General features: G+C 73.0%; 17 protein-coding genes and 2 pseudogenes. 12 read left to right on the top strand and 7 right to left on the bottom strand.

Annotated features, from left to right (window positions below; all coding sequences use genetic code 11):
- The first annotated feature begins 110 nt into the window (after nucleotides 1–110).
- Genes ACFYW8_RS34965 through cobI form a run of 4 tightly spaced genes read left to right on the top strand, consistent with a single transcriptional unit; the run spans nucleotide 111 to nucleotide 4940 of the window.
- The gene (locus tag ACFYW8_RS34965) at nucleotides 111–2141 is read left to right on the top strand and encodes a putative cobaltochelatase (RefSeq protein WP_389087654.1); all 2031 of its coding nucleotides are present in this window, start codon (nucleotides 111–113) and stop codon (nucleotides 2139–2141) included.
- On the top strand, nucleotides 2141–2740 hold the full coding sequence (gene cobO / locus ACFYW8_RS34960; protein WP_365877631.1) for a cob(I)yrinic acid a,c-diamide adenosyltransferase: 600 nt from the start codon (nucleotides 2141–2143) through the stop codon (nucleotides 2738–2740). Before ACFYW8_RS34965 ends, cobO begins: the two co-directional genes overlap by 1 nt.
- Nucleotides 2734–4194, top strand: a complete 1461-nt coding sequence (locus ACFYW8_RS34955; protein ID WP_389087643.1) for a cobyrinate a,c-diamide synthase — start codon at nucleotides 2734–2736, stop codon at nucleotides 4192–4194. Before cobO ends, ACFYW8_RS34955 begins: the two co-directional genes overlap by 7 nt.
- Nucleotides 4191–4940: a precorrin-2 C(20)-methyltransferase gene (gene cobI, locus ACFYW8_RS34950; protein ID WP_365877635.1), complete on the top strand. Its 750-nt coding sequence runs from the start codon at nucleotides 4191–4193 to the stop codon at nucleotides 4938–4940. Before ACFYW8_RS34955 ends, cobI begins: the two co-directional genes overlap by 4 nt.
- Nucleotides 4941–5050: 110 nt before the next feature.
- On the opposite strand, the gene ACFYW8_RS34945 is transcribed toward cobI, so the two are convergent.
- Nucleotides 5051–5779, bottom strand: coding sequence for a ZIP family metal transporter (locus tag ACFYW8_RS34945; RefSeq protein ID WP_365877637.1), 729 nt, complete (start codon nucleotides 5777–5779; stop codon nucleotides 5051–5053).
- Between the two features lie 109 nt (nucleotides 5780–5888).
- Here ACFYW8_RS34945 and cobM point away from each other — a divergent pair, with 109 nt between their 5' ends.
- The 6 genes from cobM (at nucleotide 5889) to cobC (ending at nucleotide 12560) form a co-directional block, all read left to right on the top strand.
- The gene (gene cobM, locus ACFYW8_RS34940; RefSeq protein WP_389087632.1) at nucleotides 5889–6725 is read left to right on the top strand and encodes a precorrin-4 C(11)-methyltransferase; all 837 of its coding nucleotides are present in this window, start codon (nucleotides 5889–5891) and stop codon (nucleotides 6723–6725) included.
- 98 nt (nucleotides 6726–6823) lie between these two features.
- Nucleotides 6824–8083: a precorrin-6y C5,15-methyltransferase (decarboxylating) subunit CbiE gene (cbiE, locus tag ACFYW8_RS34935; RefSeq protein WP_389087948.1), complete on the top strand. Its 1260-nt coding sequence runs from the start codon at nucleotides 6824–6826 to the stop codon at nucleotides 8081–8083.
- Nucleotides 8080–9786: a precorrin-3B C(17)-methyltransferase gene (gene cobJ / locus ACFYW8_RS34930; RefSeq protein WP_389087627.1), complete on the top strand. Its 1707-nt coding sequence runs from the start codon at nucleotides 8080–8082 to the stop codon at nucleotides 9784–9786. The genes cbiE and cobJ overlap by 4 nt, the downstream gene beginning before the upstream one ends.
- Nucleotides 9783–10493, top strand: a complete 711-nt coding sequence (locus ACFYW8_RS34925) for a precorrin-8X methylmutase (protein WP_389087622.1) — start codon at nucleotides 9783–9785, stop codon at nucleotides 10491–10493. Before cobJ ends, ACFYW8_RS34925 begins: the two co-directional genes overlap by 4 nt.
- Entirely contained in the window at nucleotides 10490–11425 is a 936-nt protein-coding gene (locus ACFYW8_RS34920; RefSeq protein ID WP_389087617.1) for a sirohydrochlorin chelatase, read from the top strand. Before ACFYW8_RS34925 ends, ACFYW8_RS34920 begins: the two co-directional genes overlap by 4 nt.
- Complete coding sequence (gene cobC, locus ACFYW8_RS34915) at nucleotides 11415–12560, top strand: Rv2231c family pyridoxal phosphate-dependent protein CobC (RefSeq protein WP_389087612.1); 1146 nt, start codon at nucleotides 11415–11417, stop codon at nucleotides 12558–12560. Before ACFYW8_RS34920 ends, cobC begins: the two co-directional genes overlap by 11 nt.
- A 126-nt stretch (nucleotides 12561–12686) precedes the next feature.
- On the opposite strand, the pseudogene ACFYW8_RS34910 reads toward cobC, so the two are convergent.
- The 6 genes and pseudogenes from ACFYW8_RS34910 to ACFYW8_RS34885 all read right to left on the bottom strand — a co-directional run.
- Nucleotides 12687–12923: pseudogene (locus ACFYW8_RS34910) on the bottom strand (hypothetical protein); the annotation flags it as partial.
- Nucleotides 12920–13188: pseudogene (locus ACFYW8_RS34905) on the bottom strand (IS200/IS605 family accessory protein TnpB-related protein); the annotation flags it as partial. The pseudogenes ACFYW8_RS34910 and ACFYW8_RS34905, both read right to left, overlap by 4 nt.
- A gap of 72 nt (nucleotides 13189–13260) precedes the next feature.
- Nucleotides 13261–14352 carry an amidohydrolase family protein gene (locus ACFYW8_RS34900; RefSeq protein WP_365877649.1) on the bottom strand — a complete coding sequence of 364 codons (1092 nt, stop codon included), beginning with the start codon at nucleotides 14350–14352 and terminating at the stop codon, nucleotides 13261–13263.
- 98 nt (nucleotides 14353–14450) lie between these two features.
- Nucleotides 14451–15242, bottom strand: coding sequence for an amino acid ABC transporter ATP-binding protein (locus ACFYW8_RS34895; protein ID WP_389087605.1), 792 nt, complete (start codon nucleotides 15240–15242; stop codon nucleotides 14451–14453).
- Entirely contained in the window at nucleotides 15239–16072 is an 834-nt protein-coding gene (locus ACFYW8_RS34890; RefSeq protein ID WP_389087599.1) for an amino acid ABC transporter permease, read from the bottom strand. Before ACFYW8_RS34890 ends, ACFYW8_RS34895 begins: the two co-directional genes overlap by 4 nt.
- Nucleotides 16069–16920 (bottom strand): transporter substrate-binding domain-containing protein, encoded by an 852-nt coding sequence (locus ACFYW8_RS34885; RefSeq protein WP_389087594.1) that lies wholly within the window; start codon nucleotides 16918–16920, stop codon nucleotides 16069–16071. Before ACFYW8_RS34885 ends, ACFYW8_RS34890 begins: the two co-directional genes overlap by 4 nt.
- Nucleotides 16921–17097: 177 nt before the next feature.
- Between ACFYW8_RS34885 and ACFYW8_RS34880 the strand changes: the two genes are divergently transcribed.
- Nucleotides 17098–18198 (top strand): pyridoxal-phosphate-dependent aminotransferase family protein, encoded by a 1101-nt coding sequence (locus ACFYW8_RS34880; RefSeq protein WP_389087942.1) that lies wholly within the window; start codon nucleotides 17098–17100, stop codon nucleotides 18196–18198.
- A 528-nt stretch (nucleotides 18199–18726) separates the two neighbouring features.
- Nucleotides 18727–19266, top strand: coding sequence for a diaminobutyrate acetyltransferase (ectA, locus tag ACFYW8_RS34875; protein WP_389087589.1), 540 nt, complete (start codon nucleotides 18727–18729; stop codon nucleotides 19264–19266).
- The last annotated feature ends 106 nt before the right edge of the window (nucleotides 19267–19372 follow it).

Here is a 19372-nt window from a genome sequence, read left to right as displayed (position 1 = left end):
ACGGCGCCGGACCACCCCCGCATCGGCGGGGAACATCCTGTGAGCGTGCCAGCCGGGCCGTCACGGCACATGCAAGTGCGACACGAAGCACCCGAAGGAGTGATCGCCGCGTGAGCACGCCCTATCCGTTCACCGCTGTCGTCGGTCAGGACGACCTGCGGCTCGCGCTGCTGCTGAACGCCGTGTCGCCCGCCGTGGGCGGTGTACTGGTCCGCGGCGAGAAGGGCACCGCCAAGTCGACGGCGGTGCGCGCCCTTTCGGCGCTGTTGCCGGAAGTGGCCGTCGTTCCCGGGTGCCGCTTCTCGTGTGACCCCACCGCTCCCGATCCGGCGTGCCCGGACGGGCCGCACGAGGCGGCGACCGGCACGCAACGCCCGGCCCGCATGGTCGAACTGCCCGTCGGGGCCTCCGAGGACCGGCTCGTCGGGTCCCTGGACATCGAGCGCGCCCTGGCCGAAGGTGTGAAGTCGTTCGAACCAGGCCTACTCGCTGATGCGCACCGCGGGATCCTCTACGTCGACGAGGTCAATCTCCTCCACGACCATCTCGTGGACCTCTTGTTGGACGCCGCCGCGATGGGTGCCTCGTACGTGGAACGCGAGGGTGTCTCCGTACGGCATGCGGCACGCTTCCTGCTCGTCGGCACCATGAACCCCGAAGAGGGCGAACTGCGACCCCAATTGTTGGACCGTTTCGGTCTGACCGTAGAGGTCGCCGCCTCGCGCGAGCCCGATCAGCGGGTGGAGGTCGTACGGCGGCGCCTCGCGTACGACGACGACCCGGCCGGCTTCGCCGCGCGCTGGGCCGACGAGGAGGCCGCTGTGCGGGCGCGGATCGTGGCGGCCCGCGCGCTGCTGCCCTCCGTGCGCCTCGGAGACGGGCCGCTGCTGCAGATCGCGGCGACTTGCGCGGCCTTCGAGGTGGACGGCATGCGCGCCGACATCGTGATGGCACGGACCGCGACCGCGCTCGCCGCGTGGGCGGGACGCACCGAGGTGATCGCCGAGGACGTACGGCAGGCGGCGCTGCTCGCGCTGCCGCACCGGCGGCGGCGCAACCCGTTCGACGCGCCGGGGATCGACGAGGCCAAACTCGACGAGACGCTGGAGGAGTTCGCGGGATCGGACGAAACTTCCGGCGAGGGTCCTTCCGACGACGATCCGGACCCGGATCCGGACGGGCCCGGCGGGGGCGGGCAGCCGCCCCAGGACGGGCCGGACGACGGCTCCCCCGCCGGTGACGTCCCGGCGCAGGGCGAGCCGTCGGACGACGGGCAGGCGCCGGCCGGGCAGGGCGCCGGCGAGCAGGCGCCCGTACGGGCCGCCGAGCCCTTTCGTACGAAGACGCTGAGCGTGCCCGGGATCGGCCAGGGTGCCGCCGGGCGGCGTTCGCGGGCGCGGACCGAGCACGGGCGGACGACGGGGGCCCGGCGACCGCAGGGGAAGCTGTCCAAGCTGCATCTGGCGGCCACCGTCCAGGCTGCGGCACCCCATCAGCGGGCGCGGGGTCGCTCCGGGCCAGGGCTGGTGGTGCGCCGGGACGATCTGCGGCAGGCACTGACAGAGGGGCGCGAGGGGAACCTCGTCCTCTTCGTGGTCGACGCTTCCGGGTCGATGGCCGCGCGGCAGCGGATGGGCGCCGTCAAGGGCGCCGTGCTGTCGCTGCTGCTCGACGCCTACCAGCGGCGGGACAAGGTGGGTCTGGTGACCTTCCGGGGCTCGGCGGCCGAGGTCGCGCTGCCGCCGACCTCGTCCGTGGACGCGGCGGCGACCCGGCTGGAGTCGCTGCCGACGGGCGGCCGGACGCCGCTCGCGGCCGGGCTGCTGCGGGCGCACGAGGTGCTGCGCGTCGAACGGCTGCGGGATCCGGCGCGGCGGGCGCTCGTCGTGGTGGTGACCGACGGGCGGGCCACGGGTGGTCCGGAGCCGGTTGCCCTGGCGGGGCGTGCGGCCCGACTGTTCGCCGCCGAGGGCGTCGCCTCCGTGGTCGTCGACTGCGAGACGGGAGCGGTGCGGCTCGGGCTCGCGGGGCAGCTCGCGGGGGAACTGGGCGGCACGCCGGTGACCCTGGACGAGCTGCGCGCCGATTCGATCGCCGGGCTGGTCCGGGACGTGCAGGGAACTTCGAGGAGGGCCGCCTAGTGCCGCAGGGACAGCCGAGTGTCGTACCGGAGGACGGTCTGACGACCCGTCAGCGCCGTAACCGGCCGCTGGTCGTCGTGCACACGGGGATCGGCAAGGGCAAGTCGACGGCCGCGTTCGGGCTCGCGCTGCGCGCCTGGAACCAGGGGTGGCCCATCGGGGTGTTCCAGTTCGTCAAGTCGGCGAAGTGGAAGGTCGGCGAGGAGAACGCGCTGCGCGTGCTCGGCGCCTCCGGCGAGGGCGGGACCGTCGACTGGCACAAGATGGGCGAGGGCTGGTCCTGGGTCCAGCGCGACGCCCAGATGGACAACGAGGAGAAGGCCCGCGAGGGCTGGGAGCAGGTCAAGCGCGACCTCGCCGCCGAGACGTACAAGCTGTACGTGCTCGACGAGTTCGCGTACCCGATGCACTGGGGATGGATCGACACCGATGAGGTCGTCGCGGTGCTGCGGGACCGTCCGGGCACCCAGCACGTCGTGATCACCGGGCGCAACGCCCCGGAGAAGCTGGTCGAACTGGCCGATCTCGTGACCGACATGTCCAAGGTCAAGCATCCGATGGACGCCGGCCAGAAGGGGCAGAGGGGCATCGAGTGGTGACGTCGTCCGTTCCCCGGCTGGTCATCGCCGCGCCCTCCTCGGGCAGCGGCAAGACCACCGTGGCCACGGGGCTGATGGCGGCCTTCGCCTCGCGGGGCCTCGCCGTGTCCCCGCACAAGGTGGGGCCCGACTACATCGACCCCGGGTATCACGCCCTGGCCACCGGGCGGGTGGGACGGAATCTCGACGCGTACCTGTGCGGCGCCGAGTTGATCGGACCGCTGTTCGCGCACGGGGCGCGCGGATGCGATCTCGCGGTCGTCGAGGGCGTGATGGGGCTGTACGACGGGGCCGCGGGCGAGGGGGAACTCGCGTCCACCGCGCACGTGGCGAAACTGCTGCGGGCACCGGTGGTGCTGGTCGTCGACGCGTCCTCGCAGTCGCGGTCCGTGGCCGCGCTGGTGCACGGGTTCGCCTCCTGGGACCCCGAGGTGCGGGTCGCGGGGGTGATCCTCAACAAGGTGGGGTCCGAACGGCACGAGGCCATGCTCCGGGAAGCGCTGGACGCGTCCGGGGTACCGGTGCTCGGCGTCCTGCGGAGGGCCCCGCAGGTCGATACGCCGTCGCGCCATCTGGGGCTGGTACCGGTCGCCGAACGGCGTTCGGAAGCGGTCGAGGCGGTCGCCGCGATGGCCGGGCAGGTGCGCGCCGGATGCGATCTGGACGCGCTCTTCGCGCTGGCGCGCGGCGCGGGTGCGGTGCCGGGTCCGGCCTGGGACGCGGCCGAGGCGGTTCGCTCGTCGGCCGAGGCGGCCACCGGGGCGGCCGTCCCCGCCTTCTCCGCCTCGGAAGCGGACACCTCCCGCGCCGCCGGGACACCGGACGCGTCGCGGGACCGAACTCCGGCCGGGGTGAGGCGAGTTGCCGTGGCCGGCGGTCCCGCCTTCACCTTCTCCTACGCCGAACACGCCGAGCTGCTCACCGCCGCCGGGGCCGAGGTCGTCACCTTCGATCCGCTCCGGGACGAGCAACTGCCCGACGGGACCGGCGGGTTGGTCATCGGCGGCGGGTTCCCCGAGATGTACGCGCCCGAGCTGTCCGCCAACGAGCCGCTGCGCAAGGCCGTCGCGGAACTGGCGTTCGGCGGGGCGCCGGTCGCGGCCGAGTGTGCCGGACTGCTGTATCTGGCGCGGGAGCTCGACGGGCGGCCCATGTGCGGGGTGCTCGACGCCGTGGCCCGGATGGACGAGCGGCTCACCCTCGGCTACCGGGACGCCGTGGCCCTCGGCGACAGCGTGCTGGCCGCGGCCGGTACCCGGATGCGCGGACACGAGTTCCACCGGACCGTCGTGGAGCCCGGCGCCGGGCCGGCTCCCGCCTGGGGCATGCGCGCGCCCGAGCGGCGCGTCGAAGGATTCGTGCAGCAAGGCGTGCACGCGAGTTATCTGCACACGCACTGGGCGTCCGAGCCCGGTGTGGCCCGTCGGTTCGTCGAGAGGTGCCTGACGTCATGAGCAGCAAGCTGATCGGGGTCGGGGTGGGCCCCGGCGACCCGGAGCTGGTGACCGTCAAGGGCGTCAACGCCCTGCGCGCCGCCGAGGTCGTCGTCGTGCCCGTCATGGCCGCGCCGGACGGGAAGGACGGCGGCGAACGGGGGCGGGCCGAGGCGACCGTCCTGCACTACGTGCCCGAGGAGAAGGTCGTCCGGGTGGTGTTCGCGCTCAACGAGCGGAGCGACCGGGGGCGGCGCGAGGCCGCCTGGGACGCCGCCGGTGAGCGGGTCGCGGGCCTTCTCGGCCGGCACGGCACGGTCGCCTTCGCCACCATCGGCGACCCGAACGTGTACTCGACCTTCACCTACCTCGCCCACACCATCGCGGAGCTGGTTCCCGGCACGGTCGTGGAGACCGTCCCCGGTATCACCGCCATGCAGGAGCTCGCCGCGCGGTCGGGGGCCGTCCTCACCGAGGGGACCGAGCCGCTCACGCTCGTCCCGGTGACGGCGGGGTCCGCCGTGCTCAAGGACGCGCTGAACGGGCCCGGCACCGTGGTCGCGTACAAGTTCGGGCGGCAGGCCCGGGAGGTCGCCGAGGCGCTGCGCGACAGCGGACGGATCGACGACGCCGTCTGGGGGTCGGCGCTCGGCCTCGAGGACGAGTCGATCCGGCCGGCGGGCGAACTCGACGGTGAGCCGCTCCCCTACCTCTCGACGCTCATCGCGCCCGCGCCGCGTGACGGGAAACGCGGGGGCAAGCTGTGACCCCCGCCCACCCGGCGGACGCGCCACGCTCACGGGACGGCGCGCGTCCGGCCCGCCCGGCACACGCGGCGGACCCCCTGGACTCGCCATGGGCGGCGGGCCCTGCGGGCTCAGGACGCGAGGCCCACCACCAGCCAGATGAAGGCCACGCCGGCGACCGTGCACAGCAGGGTCGAGCGGGCGGGGTGCTCGTGGTGCGCCTCCGGCAGGATCTCGGCGGCGGCGAGGTAGAGGAGCACGCCGCCGAAGAGGCCGAGGTAGCCGCCGAGCAGCGGCTCGGGGATGGTGAAGAAGAGGGTGGAGGCGGCGCCGATCATGGGGGCCGCCGCGTCGGCGTACAGCATGAGCAGGGCCTTGCGGCGGGCGTTCCCGTACAGGCTCGTGATCGTGTACGTGTTGAAGCCGTCCGCGAAGTCATGGGCGATCACCGCCAGGGAGACCGCGAGGCCCATGCCGCCGCCGACCTGGAAGGCGGCGCCGATCGCGACGCCGTCCATCGCGCTGTGCCCGACCATCGCGGCGGCCGCCGTGAGGCCCACCTCGGGCGCCCGTCCGTCGTTCTCGTCCCCGCCGTGCGCGGCCTGGCGGTGGGCGAGCAGGCGTTCGACCAGATGGGCCAGCAGGAAGCCGGCCACGAAGAGGAGCAGCGCGGCCGGTACGCCGAACACCTCCGTGCCCGCCGCGGCCAGCGCCTCCGGCAGCAGGTCGAGGCCGACCACGCCGAGCATCAGCCCTCCGGCCAGGCCGAGGACCAGATGGCGGCGGTCGGTCACGCGCTGCGCCGTCCAGCCGCCGGCCAGCGTCATCAGGAACGCGCCGAGCGCGACGAGGACCGCCATAGGCCCTTGCTATCCGATCCACCCCCGGTCGCGCACCCGGGGCGACGGCCCCGCGCCCACCGAACCTTTCGCAGCACCCCAGATTTCTCGTAGGAGAGGACCGATTCCCATGGCCGATGCCCCCACCGGCAAAGTGACCTTCGTCGGTGCCGGCCCCGGCGCCGCCGACCTGCTGACGTTCCGCGCCGCGCGCGCGATCGCCGAGGCCGACGTCGTGATCTGGGCGGCGAGCCTGGTGCAGGCGGAGGTCCTCGACCACGCGCGCGAGGGCGCCGAGATCCTCGACTCCGCCACGATGTCATTGGAGGACGTCGTCGCCGTCTACGAGCGTGCTCGTGCGAAGGGACTGCGGGTGGCACGGATCCACTCCGGCGACCCGGCCCTGTGGGGCGGCACGCAGGAGCAGGTCGACCGGTGCGCCGAGCTCGGCGTCGAGACCGAGATCGTGCCCGGTGTCTCGTCCTTCTCCGCGGTGGCCGCGATCGCGCGGCGCGAGCTGACGATTCCCGAGGTCGCGCAGTCCGTGATCCTCACCCGGCTCGGCGGCGGCAAGACGCCGATGCCGCCCGGCGAGGAGGTACGGGAGTTCGCGAAGCACGGCACGACGATGGCGCTGTTCCTGTCGGCGGCGCGCAGCGGCCAGCTGGTGCGGGAGCTGCTGGAGGGCGGCTATCCGACGAACACACCGGTCGTGGTCGCCTACCAGGCGACCTGGCCGGAGGAGCTGATCGTGAAGTGCACGATCGGCACGCTGGAGGAGACCGTCAAGGAGCACAAGCTCTGGAAGCACACCCTCTTCCTGGTCGGCCCGGCGCTCGACGCGAGCGGCACCCGCTCGCACCTCTACCACCCCGGTCACTTCCACGGCTTCCGCAAGGCCGACCCGCAGGCGCGCGCCGAGCTGCGCGCCGCGCGCCGGAGCGGTGCCCAGGGCCCCGCGTCGTGAACGTGGACGTCGTCGGCCCGGAGGGGAAGTCGACCGCGGCGGAGGGCGAGCCGATCGGCGCGGCGGATGGGTCCGCCGCACCGGCGGACCGCTCCCGGGTGATCACCGTCGTCGGTACGGGCACGGGGGCGCCGCGGTCCCCGGACGTCACGGGCGCGCTCGCCGGGGCCGGGCTGGTCGTGGGTGCCGGGCGGCATCTGGCGGCGGCCGGGCTGCCCGAGCGGGCGGAGCGGGTGGTGCTCGGGCCGCTGGCACCCGCGCTGGACCGCATCGAGCGGTACGCGGACGACGGGGCACGCGGTGGCCCGGTCGTGGTGCTCGCTTCGGGCGACCCCGGGTTCTTCGGGATCGTACGGGCGCTGGCCGAGCGGTTCGGGGCCGAGCGGCTGGACGTGCGCCCCGGTGTCTCGTCGGTGGCGACCGCCTTCGCCCGGCTCGGGCTGCCCTGGGACGACGCGGTGGTGGTCAGCGCGCACGGGCGTGATCTTCGTACGGCCGTCCAGATCTGCCGGTCGGGGCCCAAGGCGGCCGTGCTGACCGGTCCGGGGTCCGGTCCCGCCGAGCTGGGCGCCGCCCTCGCCCGGCACGGCACGGAGCGGGTCCTCGTCGTGGCGAGCGCCCTCGGCGACCCGGAGCGCGAGCGCGTCGAGCGGGTCACGCCCGCCGAGGCCGCCGCCCGCGACTGGGGTACGGCGGTCAACGTCGTGCTGTGCCTGGACGAGTCGCGGGCCCTGAATCCCGTGCGGACGGTCGCGGGGCCGGCTGCCGGACCCGACCGATGGGCCCTGGACGAGAGCGAGTTCACCCACCGCGACTCGATGATCAGCAAGTTCGAGGTACGGGCGCTGGCGCTGGCCCGGATCGGACCGCGGCTCGGCGAGCTGGTCTGGGACGTCGGCGCGGGCTCGGGTTCCGTCGCCGTGGAGTGCGCGCGGTTCGGCGCCGCGGTGACGGCCGTCGAGAAGACCCGCGACGGCTGCGACCGTATCCGCGCCAACGCGGCGGCGCACGGCGTGGACGTGCGGGTCGTGCACGGGGCCGCGCCCACGGTGCTGTCCGAACTGGACGACCCGGACGCGGTCTTCATCGGCGGCGGCGGACGTGAACTGCCCGCCATCGTCACGGAGTGCGCGCGCCGGGCCCGGCGGGCCGTCGTGATCGCGATGGCCTCGCTCGACCGGGTGCCGGCCGCCCGGGACGCGCTCACCACCGCCGGATTCGCCTGCGACGGCGTCCTGTTGCAGTCGTCGCGGCTCGCCCCGCTGCCGGGTGACGTCTCCCGGCTCGCGGCGACCAATCCCGTCTTCGTGCTGTGGGGCGTCCGGCCTCCGGCCCGTACCGAAGGAGTTCCCCAGTGATCGGCCTGATTTCCGCCACGTCGGCGGGCGCGGCGGCCCGCGACCGGCTCGCCGCGGCCTGGTCCACGCGTGCCCGGGTGTACGACGGGCCGGTGGCGGACGCCGTGCGGCGGGCCTTCGGGGAGTGCGACCAGCTGGTGTGCTTCCTCGCCACGGGCGCGGTCGTACGGCTCGTCGCGCCTCTCCTCTCGGACAAGGGGTCGGACCCCGGAGTGGTGTGCGTCGACGAGGCGGGACGGTTCGCCGTGTCGCTGGTCGGCGGCCACGCCGGCGGGGCGAACGAACTCGCCCGCGAGGTCGGTGAGTTGCTCGGCGCCGAGCCGGTGGTGACGACGGCGACCGACGCGGTGGGGGTGCCCGGTCTCGACACCCTGGGCTTCCCGGTGGAAGGGGATGTCGCCGGGGTCTCGCGGGCCATGCTGGACGGCGAACCGGTGCTGCTGGAGGCGGAGTCGGTCTGGCCGCTGCCCGCGCTGCCGCCGAACGTGGGGAGCCCGGCGGCGGCGGGGGCCGCCGTCGTTCGCGTCTCGGACCGCGTACGTGAACCCGCCGCGCGCGAGGTCGTCCTGCGCCCGCCGTCCCTCGTGGTCGGGGTCGGCGCCTCCCGGGGCGCTCCCGTGGAGGAGGTCCTCGGGCTCGTCGAGGACGCTCTGCGGGAGGCCGGTCTTTCCGCCAGGTCGGTGGCCGCACTCGCCACCGTGGACGCCAAGTCCGGGGAGCCCGGCATCCTCGGCGCCGCCGCTCGGCTCGGGGTGACGGTCCTCACGTACAGCGCCGAGGAACTGGCGGCCGTGGCGGTCCCGAATCCCTCCGACGCGCCGCTCGCCGCCGTCGGAACGCCGTCCGTGGCGGAGGCCGCCGCACTGGTGGGCGGGGGCGAACTCCTCGTACCCAAACGGAAGTCGGCGCGGCCGGACGGGCGGCCCGCGATGGCGACCTGCGCGGTCGTGCGCCGGCCGGCCCGCGGGCGGCTCGCGGTCGTGGGCCTCGGTCCCGGCGCCCGCGATCTGCTCACCCCGCGCGCGACGGCGGAGCTGCGGCGGGCCGCGGTGCTCGTCGGGCTCGACCAGTACGTCGACCAGATCCGTGATCTGCTGCGGCCCGGCACGCTGATCCTGGAGTCGGGGCTCGGCGCCGAGGAGGAACGCGCACGCACGGCGGTGGCCGAGGCGCGCCGCGGGCAGGCCGTCGCACTGATCGGCAGCGGTGACGCGGGCGTGTACGCGATGGCGTCGCCCGCGCTGGCCGAGGCGTCCGACGACATCGACGTCGTCGGGGTGCCGGGCGTGACCGCGGCGCTCGCGGCCGGGGCGATCCTCGGCGCGCCGCTCGGCCACGACCATGTGTCGATCAGCCTGTCCGACCTGCACACACCGTGGGAGGTCATCGAGCGCCGGGTGCGCGCCGCGGCCGAGGCCGACATCGTCGTGACGTTCTACAACCCGCGCAGCCGGGGCCGGGACTGGCAGCTCCCCAAGGCGCTCGCGATCCTCGCGGAGCACCGGCAGCCGACGACTCCGGTGGGTGTGGTGCGCAACGCCTCGCGCCCGGACGAGTCGAGCCGGGTCACGTCGCTGGGGTCCCTGGATCCGGCGATCGTCGACATGATGACCGTGGTGACCGTGGGCAACACGGCGACCCGTGAGATCGCCGGGCGCATGGTGACACCGCGCGGCTACCGCTGGCAGGAGGAACCCAAGTGAGCGAAACGAGCCGGGTGTTCCCCGGGAGCCGGGTCGTGCACCCCATCGAGCAGGAGTCCTTCCGGCGGCTGCGTGCCCGTCTGGACACCTCGCACTTCCCGCCGCTGACACGCGCGGTGGTGGAGCGGGTGATCCACTCCGCCGCCGACCTGGAGTACGCGAGCGATCTCGTCACCGACGAGGACGTCCTGATACGGGCGCACGCGGCGCTGCACGCCGGGGCGCCGGTCGTGGTGGACGTCGAGATGGTGGCGGCGGGCATCACGCGCCGCGCCACGGTCTGCCGCCTCAAGGACGCCGAGTCGGGGCCAGGGCTGACGCGTTCGGCGCACGCGGTCCGGCTCGCGTACGAGCAGGTCGGGCCCGGCGCGCTGTGGGTGATCGGCTGCGCGCCCACCGCGCTGGAGGAGTTGCTGCGACTGGACGCCGGTCCGGCGCTCGTGATCGGTCTGCCCGTCGGGTTCGTCGGCGCGGCCGAGTCCAAGGCCGCGCTCCGCGAGAGCGGCCTGCCCGCCGTCAGCAACGTGTCCGAGAAGGGCGGTTCGGCGGTCGCGGCCGCCGCGCTCAACGCCCTGCTGTACCACCCTGTTCCCAAGGCCGACCAGGCCTCGCAAACCGCTCAGGCCGACCAGGCCGCGAAGACCGATCGGGCCGAGACGGCCCCGCCGACCGCTGAGGCCACCTCGGCCGCCAAGGAGACATCGTGACCACCCCGCCCCCCGCGCTGCTCATCGCCGGACACGGCACCCGGGACGAGGCCGGAGCCGAGGCCTTCCGTTCCTTCGTACGAGAGTTGGGGCGCCGCCATCCCGAACTGCCCGTCGCCGGGGGGTTCATCGAGCTGTCGCCGCCGCCGCTGGGCGACGCCGTGAGCGAACTCGTCGGGCAGGGGGTACGGCGTTTCGCCGCCGTGCCGCTGATGCTGGTGTCCGCCGGGCACGCCAAGGGTGACATCCCGGCGGCGCTGACCCGCGAGAAGGAGCGGCACCCCGGGATCTCCTACACGTACGGCCGTCCGCTGGGCCCGCATCCCTCGCTGCTCGCCGTGCTGGAGCGGCGCCTCGACGAAGCCCTCGGCGGAGGCGTCCTGACCCCCGAGGAGCGGGCCGAGGTGACGGTGCTGCTCGTGGGCCGCGGGTCCACCGACCCGGACGCCAACGCCGAGGTGCACAAGGCCGCGCGACTGCTGTGGGAGGGCCGGGGATACGCGGGCGTCGAGACGGCGTTCGTGTCCCTGGCGGCGCCGGACGTGCCGTCCGGCCTGGACCGCTGTGTGAAGCTGGGCGCGCGCCGGATCGTGGTCCTGCCCTATTTCCTGTTCACCGGTATCCTGCCGGACCGGGTGCGGCGGCAGACGGAGGACTGGGCCGCCGCTCACCCGCGGGTCGAGGTGGGCTCCGCCGAGGTCATCGGCCCCGAGCCCGAGCTGCTCGATCTGGTCATGGAGCGCTACCGGGAGGCGGTGAAGGGTGATCTGCGGATGAACTGCGACTCCTGCGTCTACCGGATCGCGCTGCCCGGCTTCGAGGACAAGGTGGGGCTCCCCCAGCAGCCGCACTTCCACCCGGACGACGACGGCCACCACGACGGACACGGTCACCACCATCACGGGGGACACACGCATTCCCATGCGAGCTGAAGAGGCCGCCGAGGGCGGGCACGATCTGCGGCACCACGGAGACGCCGAGGTGCGCGACGACGGATCCAAGCTCACCGATCTCGCCGTGAACGTCCGCGCGGACACCCCGCCCACCTGGTTGCTCGACCGGATCACCGCGTCGCTGCCGGGGCTCGCTGCCTACCCGGACGGACGGGCCGCGCGGGCCGCGGTGGCGGCGCGGCACGGGCTGCCGGTGGAGCGGGTGCTGCTCACGGCGGGCGCGGCCGAGGCCTTCGTGCTGCTCGCGCGGGCGCTGGGGGTACGCCGGCCGGTCGTCGTGCATCCGCAGTTCACGGAGCCGGAGGCCGCGCTGCGGGACGCCGGGCACACGGTGGGCCGCGTCCTGCTGCGCGAGGAGGACGGCTTCCGGCTCGACGCGGCGGCCGTCCCCGAGGACGCCGACCTGGTCGTGATCGGCAATCCGACCAATCCGACGTCCGTCCTGCACCCGGCGGCGGCGATCGCCGAACTGGCCCGCCCCGGGCGGGTGCTGGTGGTCGACGAGGCGTTCATGGACGCGGTGCCGGGTGAGCGCGAGGCGCTGGCCGGGCGGACGGACGTGCCCGGACTCGTCGTGCTGCGCAGTCTCACGAAGACGTGGGGGCTCGCGGGCCTGCGGATCGGCTATGTGCTCGCCGATCCCGGGACGATCGCCGCACTGGAGCGCGCCCAGCCGCTCTGGCCCGTCTCGACGCCCGCGCTCGCGGCGGCCGAGGCCTGCATGTCCTCGCAGGCGCTCGCCGAGGCGGCGCACGCGGCGCGGCGGATCGCCACGGACCGTGCCCATCTGGTGGCGGGGCTGCGGGAGTTCGGCTGTTCGGACGGGCTACGGGTGGTGGAGCCGGCGGAGGGACCGTTCGCCCTGGTACGGCTGCCGCGAGCCGCCGGGGTGCGCCGGGTTCTTCGCGATCTCGGGTTCGCGGTGCGGCGCGGGGACACGTTCCCCGGGCTCGGGGACGAGTGGCTGCGGATCGCGGTGCGGGACCGGGCGACGGTCAACCGGTTCCTGCAGGCGCTGGACCGGGCGATGACCGTGAGCGGAAGCACGGGCGGAGGCGGAACGGGGATTGTCCCGCCCCGGCAGCCCCTTCCCCCGCCCTCGTCCGGCCCGTGACCGGAGCCGCCGCCCCGGACCTCTTCCTCGGCCTGAACGGCCTGGTCCTCGGGCGCCGGACAGGCTGAGGCCGTTCAGCCCGTCCGGCGCCCGAGGAGCGGGACCCGCCGGAGCTCAGGGCGGCGGGGCCCCGGCGGGTGCCCGCACCTCGTTCAGGGAGACCGCGAGCGGGACGTTCAGGGTCTTGTCGAGGAGGGACACGTCGAGTCCGGTGCGGAGGACGACTGCGCTCGCGCGACCGTGGTCGGTGGTCGCGTGGGCGGAGCCCGTGCCCGCCAGCGCGGTGGGACCCGTGGCGAGGACGGTGGGACCAGCGGTGACGGCGAAACGGCGTGCGGACACACGGTGGTTGATGCTGTTCAAGGGTGGGACCGTTCCTGAGGGCTGAGCGGGATTAAGTCCTGTTGCCAGGATCCGTGCTCAGCCGTGTGCCCGAACGGTGTTGGGCACGCTGGTCCCCCGTGTTCGCTCCGCGTCCGGGCGGCACGGATCGTGTCCGTGGTCCGGGAACGCGGGGACGGATTCCCTCACGCCCGGAAACGCCTGGTTCGGCCTGGACGGTCCGATGCCCGCGACGATCGCTCTGGTCGTCGCGGGGCGGTGCCGTCCGTCGCCGGATCGGGTGTCCCTGACCCGTGTTCGCCGTATCAGCGCATGGCCCGTGTTCGCCGTACCGGCCGCGCGAGCCGGGCGGTACGTGTCAGCCGACGATCCGCCCGTTGAGGACCACCCGACGCGGAGCCGCCAGCACCCGTACGTCCGCGCGCGGGTCCCCCTCGTGGACCACGAGGTCCGCGGGTGCCCCCTCGTCGAGGCCGGGCCTCCCGAGCCAGCGCCGGGCGCCCCAGGCGGTGGCGGAGAGCGCCTCGACGGGTGGGATGCCGGCGGTGACGAGCTCGGCGACCTCGGCCGCGACCAGACCGTGCGCGAGGGAGCCGCCCGCGTCGGTGCCGACGTAGACCGGGATGCCGGCGTCGTAGGCGGCGCGCACGGTGTCGTAGCGGCGCTCGTGCAGACGTCGCATGTGCGCCGACCACTGGGGGAACCTGGCCTCGCCGCCGGCCGCGAGCCGCGGGAAGGTGGCGATGTTCACGAGTGTGGGGACGATGGCGACACCGCGCTCGGCGAAGAGCGGGACGGTGTCCTCGGTGAGGCCGGTGGCGTGCTCGATACAGTCGATGCCCGCCTCGACCAGGTCGCGGAGCGAGTCCTCGGCGAAGCAGTGCGCGGTGACCCGGGCGCCGAGCCGGTGCGCCTCGGCGATCGCCGCCTCGACCGCCTCGCGGGGCCAGCAGGCGCTCAGGTCGCCGGTGCCGCGGTCGATCCAGTCGCCGACGAGTTTGACCCAGCCGTCGCCGCGCCGGGCCTCCTGGGCGACGTACGCGACGAGGTCCTCGGGCTCGATCTCGTGGGCGTAGTTGCGGATGTAGCGGCGGGTGCGGGCGATGTGCCGGCCCGCACGGATGATCTTCGGGAGGTCGTCGCGGTCGTCGATCCAGCGGGTGTCGGAGGGCGAGCCGGCGTCCCGGAGGAGGAGAGTGCCGGCGTCGCGGTCGGTCAGCGCCTGCTTCTCGGAGACGTCCGCCGGGACCGGGCCGTGCGCGTCGAGCCCGACATGGCAGTGCGCGTCGACCAGGCCGGGCAGTGCCCAGCCCTCGACGGTGCGGATGTCACGGGCGCCGCCGGGGCGCTCGTACGAGATCCGGCCGCCGACGACCCACAGCTCGTCGCGGACGTCGTCGGGTCCGACGAGGACCCGCCCCTTCACGTGCAGTACCGGGTGATCGCTCATGGAAATCACCTTAGTGAGGCGGCTCCCCCTGCCCACTCGGCCGGTCCGGCTTCCCGCCCGGCCCGTCCGGCTTCCCGCCCGACCGGTCCTGGCCGGTCCTATTCGTGGTCCGTCGCGTCCGGTGTCCTGTCCTCCTCGACGTCCGCCCTCGCCGGGTCGAGCAGCCTGGACAGGAAGTGCCGTGTCCGCTCCTGGGCCGGGTTGCCGATGACCTGCGCCGGGGCGCCCTCCTCGACGATCACGCCGCCGTCCATGAACACGACCCGGTCGGCGACCTCGCGCGCGAAGGACATCTCGTGGGTGACGACCATCATCGTCATGCCCTCGTCGGCGAGCATCCGCATGACGGCGAGCACGTCTCCGACGAGCTCGGGGTCGAGCGCCGAGGTCGGCTCGTCGAAGAGCATCACATCGGGCCCCATCGCGAGCGCGCGGGCGATCGCGACGCGCTGCTGCTGGCCGCCGGAGAGCGAGGCCGGATAGGCGCCGGCCTTCTCCCCGAGGCCCACCCGGTCGAGGTTCTCGGCGGCGATCCGGGCCGCCTCCGCCTTGTCCCGGCCGAGCACCCGGCGCTGCGGCAGCGTGAGGTTGCCGGTCACCGACAGATGGGGGAAGAGGTTGAACTGCTGGAAGACCATGCCGATACGGCGGCGTACGGCGTCGATGTCGACGTCGGGGTGGGTGACCTCCGTACCGCCGACGAACACCTGACCCTTGCTGGGCTCCTCCAGGAGGTTCACACAGCGGAGCAGGGTCGACTTGCCGGAACCGGACGGCCCGATGACACAGACCACCTCGCCCTGCCCGACCTCCAGGTCGATGCCGCGCAGCACCTCGTTGTCGCCGAAGGACTTGTGGAGATCCTTCACCTGGACCTCGGGGGTGGTCACTTGGTGGCCTCCTTCCTCTTGGCTTCGAGATGTCGTGCGAGGAAGCCGAGCGGGATCGTGACGAGCAGGTAGCACAGGCCCGCGACCAGGATCGGCGTGGAGTTGGCGGTCGTGCTGGCCAGGTCACGACCGTACTTGGACAGCTCGCGCTCCTCCAGGGTGACGCCGAGGAACAGCACCAGCGAGGAGTCCTTGAAAAGGGTCACGAGTTCGTTGGTGAGCGGCGGGACAATGATCCGGAACGCCTGCGGGACGATGATCGAGACCATGGCCCGCGCATGCGAGAAGCCCAGCGAACGGGCCGCCTCCATCTGCCCCTTGGGCACGGCCTGGATGCCCGCGCGGAAGGTCTCGGCCATGTAGGCGGCCCCCACCAGGCCGAGCGCGATGGCGACCTTTCCGTACGTTCCGCCCGGGATCTCCGTGCCCGGGAACGCGAGCGGTACCGCGACGCCCACGAAGATGAAGATCACCAGGGCGGGCAGACCGCGGAAGACCTCGATGTAGATTCCGGCCGCCCAGCGGTAGGGGCCCACCGACGACAGGCGCATCAAGGCGATGACGATGCCCAGTACGAGCCCGACGACGAAACCGAACGTCGTGTAGAGGACGGTGTTCTTCAGCGCCAGCGTGATGACTTCCGGGAACATCTGCTTGACCAGGTCCCACTGGAAGAACTGGTTCTTCAGACGGCCCCAGTCCGCCGTGACCGCGAAGGCGATCACGACGGCGACGAAGACGACGTACTGCGCGCCGCGTGAGAGCGAGCGCTTCTGGCGCCGGCTCAGGCCGGACCTGCGGGGCTGGAGGGGTGTGTCGCCACCACTCATGAGGCGGACGGGGAGGCGGAGGCCGCGGCCGCGTCGTACGGGCCGATCCACTGCTCGTAGAGCTTCTTGTACGTGCCGTCGGCCTTCGCGTCCGCGATGGCCTTGTTGATGGCGGCGACGAGCTTGGTGTTGCCCTTCTTCACCGTGAAGCCGTACTGCTCACCGGTGTTGATGTTGTCGGCCACCTTGAAGGCGTCGGCGTTGGCCTTGTCCTTGAGCCAGCCTTGGACGACCGGGTAGTCGATGATGACGGCCTGCACCTGACCGCTGCGCAGCCCGCTGAGGACCGCGTCGGAGGACTCGAAGGAAACCGGGTCGAAGCCCTGCTTCTTGGCGTAGTCCTCACCGGTCGTCTGCGCCTGGGCGCCGAGCTTCTTGCCCTTCGCCTTGACGTCGGCGAGGGAGGTGATGCCGCTGTTCTTGGCGACCAGGACCCCCTGGGTGGCGTCGAAGTACGGGTCGGAGAAGTCGACGTTCTTCTTGCGCTCCGGCGTGATCGTCATACCGGCGGCGGCGAGGTCGCACTGCTCGGAGTTGAGGAACGCGCCCGTCTTGAAGTTCTCGAAGGGGGTGTCGACGACGGCCTGCTTCACGCCGAGGTTCTTGGCGACCAGGTCGATCAGCGAGACGTCGAAGCCCTGCACCTTGCCGTCGATCTCAGACTGGAAGGGCGGGTACGGCAGGTGGGTGCACGTCGTGAGCTGACCGCTCTTGACCAGCGGGACCCCGCTCGCGGTCGTGGTCTTTCCGCCCCCGTTGTCCGAGGAACAACCGGCCACGAGCAGCAGCCCGGCCGTGGCGGTGGTGGCGGCCAGAATGCGGGTCCGGCGTCCGGGGACCGAGTACACGGAGACCTCCTGTGAGGGGGAACAGAGGGATCCGATTATAAGGAAAGGTTTGAGATCCTCAAATCAATCCGATGGTCACTGAGCCGTCTGGCCTCAGAATTCGCCGGTCCGGGTGCGCCACGGGCCGCCGGTTACGCTCGGGTCGTCGACCCCACCGTGAGCGAAGAGAGCACCACCGTGACCCACCCCTTCCTTGACCTGGCGCCGCTGAGCGCCGCCCGCTTCGCGTCGATCGAGGACCGGGTCGCCCGGCTGCTCTCCACCGAGCAGGACGTCGTGATCATGCAGGGCGAGGCACTGCTGCCCCTGGAGGGGGCCATTCGGGGCACGGCCGGTCCCGGCACCACCGCGCTGAACGTCATCACCGGCCCCTACGGCCAGACCTTCGGGAACTGGCTGCGGGACTGCGGGGCGACCGTGATCGACCTGGCGGTGCCGTTCCACACCGCGGTCACCGCCGAACAGGTCCGCGAGGCCTTCGACGAGCACCCGTCGATCGACTTCGTGTCGCTCGTGCACGCCGAGGCGGCCACCGGGAACACCAACCCGGTGGCGGAGATCGGCGAGGTCGTACGGGAGAGGGGCGCGCTCTTCTACCTGGACGCCGTCGCGTCGATCGGCGCCGAGCCGGTGCTGCCGGACGCCTGGGGCGTCGACCTGTGCGTGATCGGAGCGCAGAAGGCGATGGGCGGTCCCGCCGGGGTGTCGGCGGTGTCGGTGAGCGAGCGGGCGTGGGCGCGGATGGCCGCGAACCCCGGCGCCCCGCGCCGCTCCTACCTCTCCCTGCTGGACTGGAAGGAGCGATGGGTCGACGCGGGCCGCACCGCTCTGCCGCACGCCCCGGCGCAGCTGGAGATGCTGGCACTGGAGGCGTGTGTCGAGCGGATCGAGGGCGAGGGTCTCGACGTGGTGATGGCCCGTCACGCCTCGGCGGCCGCGGCCACCCGGGCGGGAGCCGTGGCCCTCGGCGGGGGCCTCGCGCCGTATGTGGACGCAGCCTCCGACGCGGCGCCCGTGGCCACCACGCTGCGGGTGGCGGAGGACGTGGACGCGTCCGCCGTGGTCGCCAAGGCGCTGGCCGCGGATCCCTCGCTGCCGCTCGCTGCAGGTGGCGGCGCTCTCGCGGCGTCGATGATCCGCGTGAACCACTACGGCCCCGACGCCACCCGGGGTGCCGTCCATGCCTGCCTCGCGGGACTGGGCTCGGCACTGGCCGAGTCCGGCTTGCCGGTGGACCTGGAGGGGGCGCGCCGGGCCGTGGCACTGGCCTGGGGCTGACGCCGAGGCGACCGGCGGAGGTGTCCGCGCCTCCGCCGGGACGCGGGATCCCGGCTCGCCGGGACGGGAGCCAGGGGCGGGAGGCCGGCCTGCCGGGGCGCGAGAGGCGGGGGCCCGGCACCCCGGCCTGCCGGGGCGCGGGAAGCCGGACCCGGAACCCTGACGCGAAAATACGGCGGGATTACACGTCTCCTTCTCGCACTCACCCTGTGCTCAATTCCGAGCGGAATGTCGGGCGCGGCTATTGCCCGGCACGGCTTCCCGCAATCTTCTGCCCGCTCACCGCGTACCTAAACGCAAAGATTTCGCGAACACCGAAGAAGCGATTCGAGCAGGTCACCTGCACATTTCACCCCTGTGACGGACTCCACAACGCGTCCGTTTCATGCGGTATTTTACGGGCGAAACCGGTACGTAAAGTCGCATACGATGTCGGCCTTTCACGGGCGCGTGATAACACATGGGCGCGCCGCAGGTAACCCCGTCCGACGATGCAATTTGAACTTTCCGTCGGTAAATTCAATCCGCATGACCGCCGCACCCACAGACCTGTCAGCGGAATTCCTGGAAATGCCGGAGGGCCTTCGGATCGACCGTCCGGAGGTGGCCGACGGAGCCGCCCTCTGGCGTATCGCCAAGGACTCCCGAACCCTCGACCTGAACTCCTCGTACAGCTATCTGCTGTGGTGCCGTGACTTCGCCGGCACCTCGGCGGTGGCGCGCGACGCCGAGGGACGGCCCGTCGGTTTCGTCACCGCGTACGTGCGCCCCGAGCGTCCCCGCACGCTCCTGGTGTGGCAGGTGGCCGTCGACGCGGCGCACCGTGGCCGCGGACTGGCGGCACGACTGCTCGACGGGCTGACCGCGCGGGTGGCGGCCGAGCGGGGGCTGTCCGTCGTCGAGACGACCATCACGCCGGGCAACACCGCCTCCGAGCGCCTGTTCACGTCGTTCGCACGGCGTCATGGCGCGGACGTCGAGCGCGAGGTGCTGTTCGAGACAGGTCAGTTCCCGGACGGACCGCACGACCCCGAAGTGCTGTACCGCATCGGCCCGTTCGCCCGCTGATCCTCGTCCTCCCGCACGATCCGCTCCCCCACCTTCTTCCTCCCCCACGTTCTTCTCCCCCGCGTCATTTCTCCCCCACCTTCTTCCTCCCTCACGTACTTCCTCC

Source organism: Streptomyces sp. NPDC002742 (genome assembly GCF_042888885.1).
Classification (GTDB): domain Bacteria; phylum Actinomycetota; class Actinomycetes; order Streptomycetales; family Streptomycetaceae; genus Streptomyces.
Note: the sequence above shows the minus strand (reverse complement) of the source record. Positions and strands in the feature narration are given on the sequence as shown.

What these genes read in the sequence shown, in the direction of transcription:
- cobI (WP_365877635.1), top strand. Translation starts at nt 4,191, where the DNA reads ATGAGCAGCAAGCTGATCGGGGTCGGGGTGGGCCCCGGCGACCCGGAG.
- ACFYW8_RS34945 (WP_365877637.1), bottom strand. Translation starts at nt 5,779, where the DNA reads ATGGCGGTCCTCGTCGCGCTCGGCGCGTTCCTGATGACGCTGGCCGGC.
- cobM (WP_389087632.1), top strand. Translation starts at nt 5,889, where the DNA reads ATGGCCGATGCCCCCACCGGCAAAGTGACCTTCGTCGGTGCCGGCCCC.
- cobC (WP_389087612.1), top strand. Translation starts at nt 11,415, where the DNA reads ATGCGAGCTGAAGAGGCCGCCGAGGGCGGGCACGATCTGCGGCACCAC.
- ACFYW8_RS34900 (WP_365877649.1), bottom strand. Translation starts at nt 14,352, where the DNA reads ATGAGCGATCACCCGGTACTGCACGTGAAGGGGCGGGTCCTCGTCGGA.
- ACFYW8_RS34890 (WP_389087599.1), bottom strand. Translation starts at nt 16,072, where the DNA reads ATGAGTGGTGGCGACACACCCCTCCAGCCCCGCAGGTCCGGCCTGAGC.
- ectA (WP_389087589.1), top strand. Translation starts at nt 18,727, where the DNA reads ATGACCGCCGCACCCACAGACCTGTCAGCGGAATTCCTGGAAATGCCG.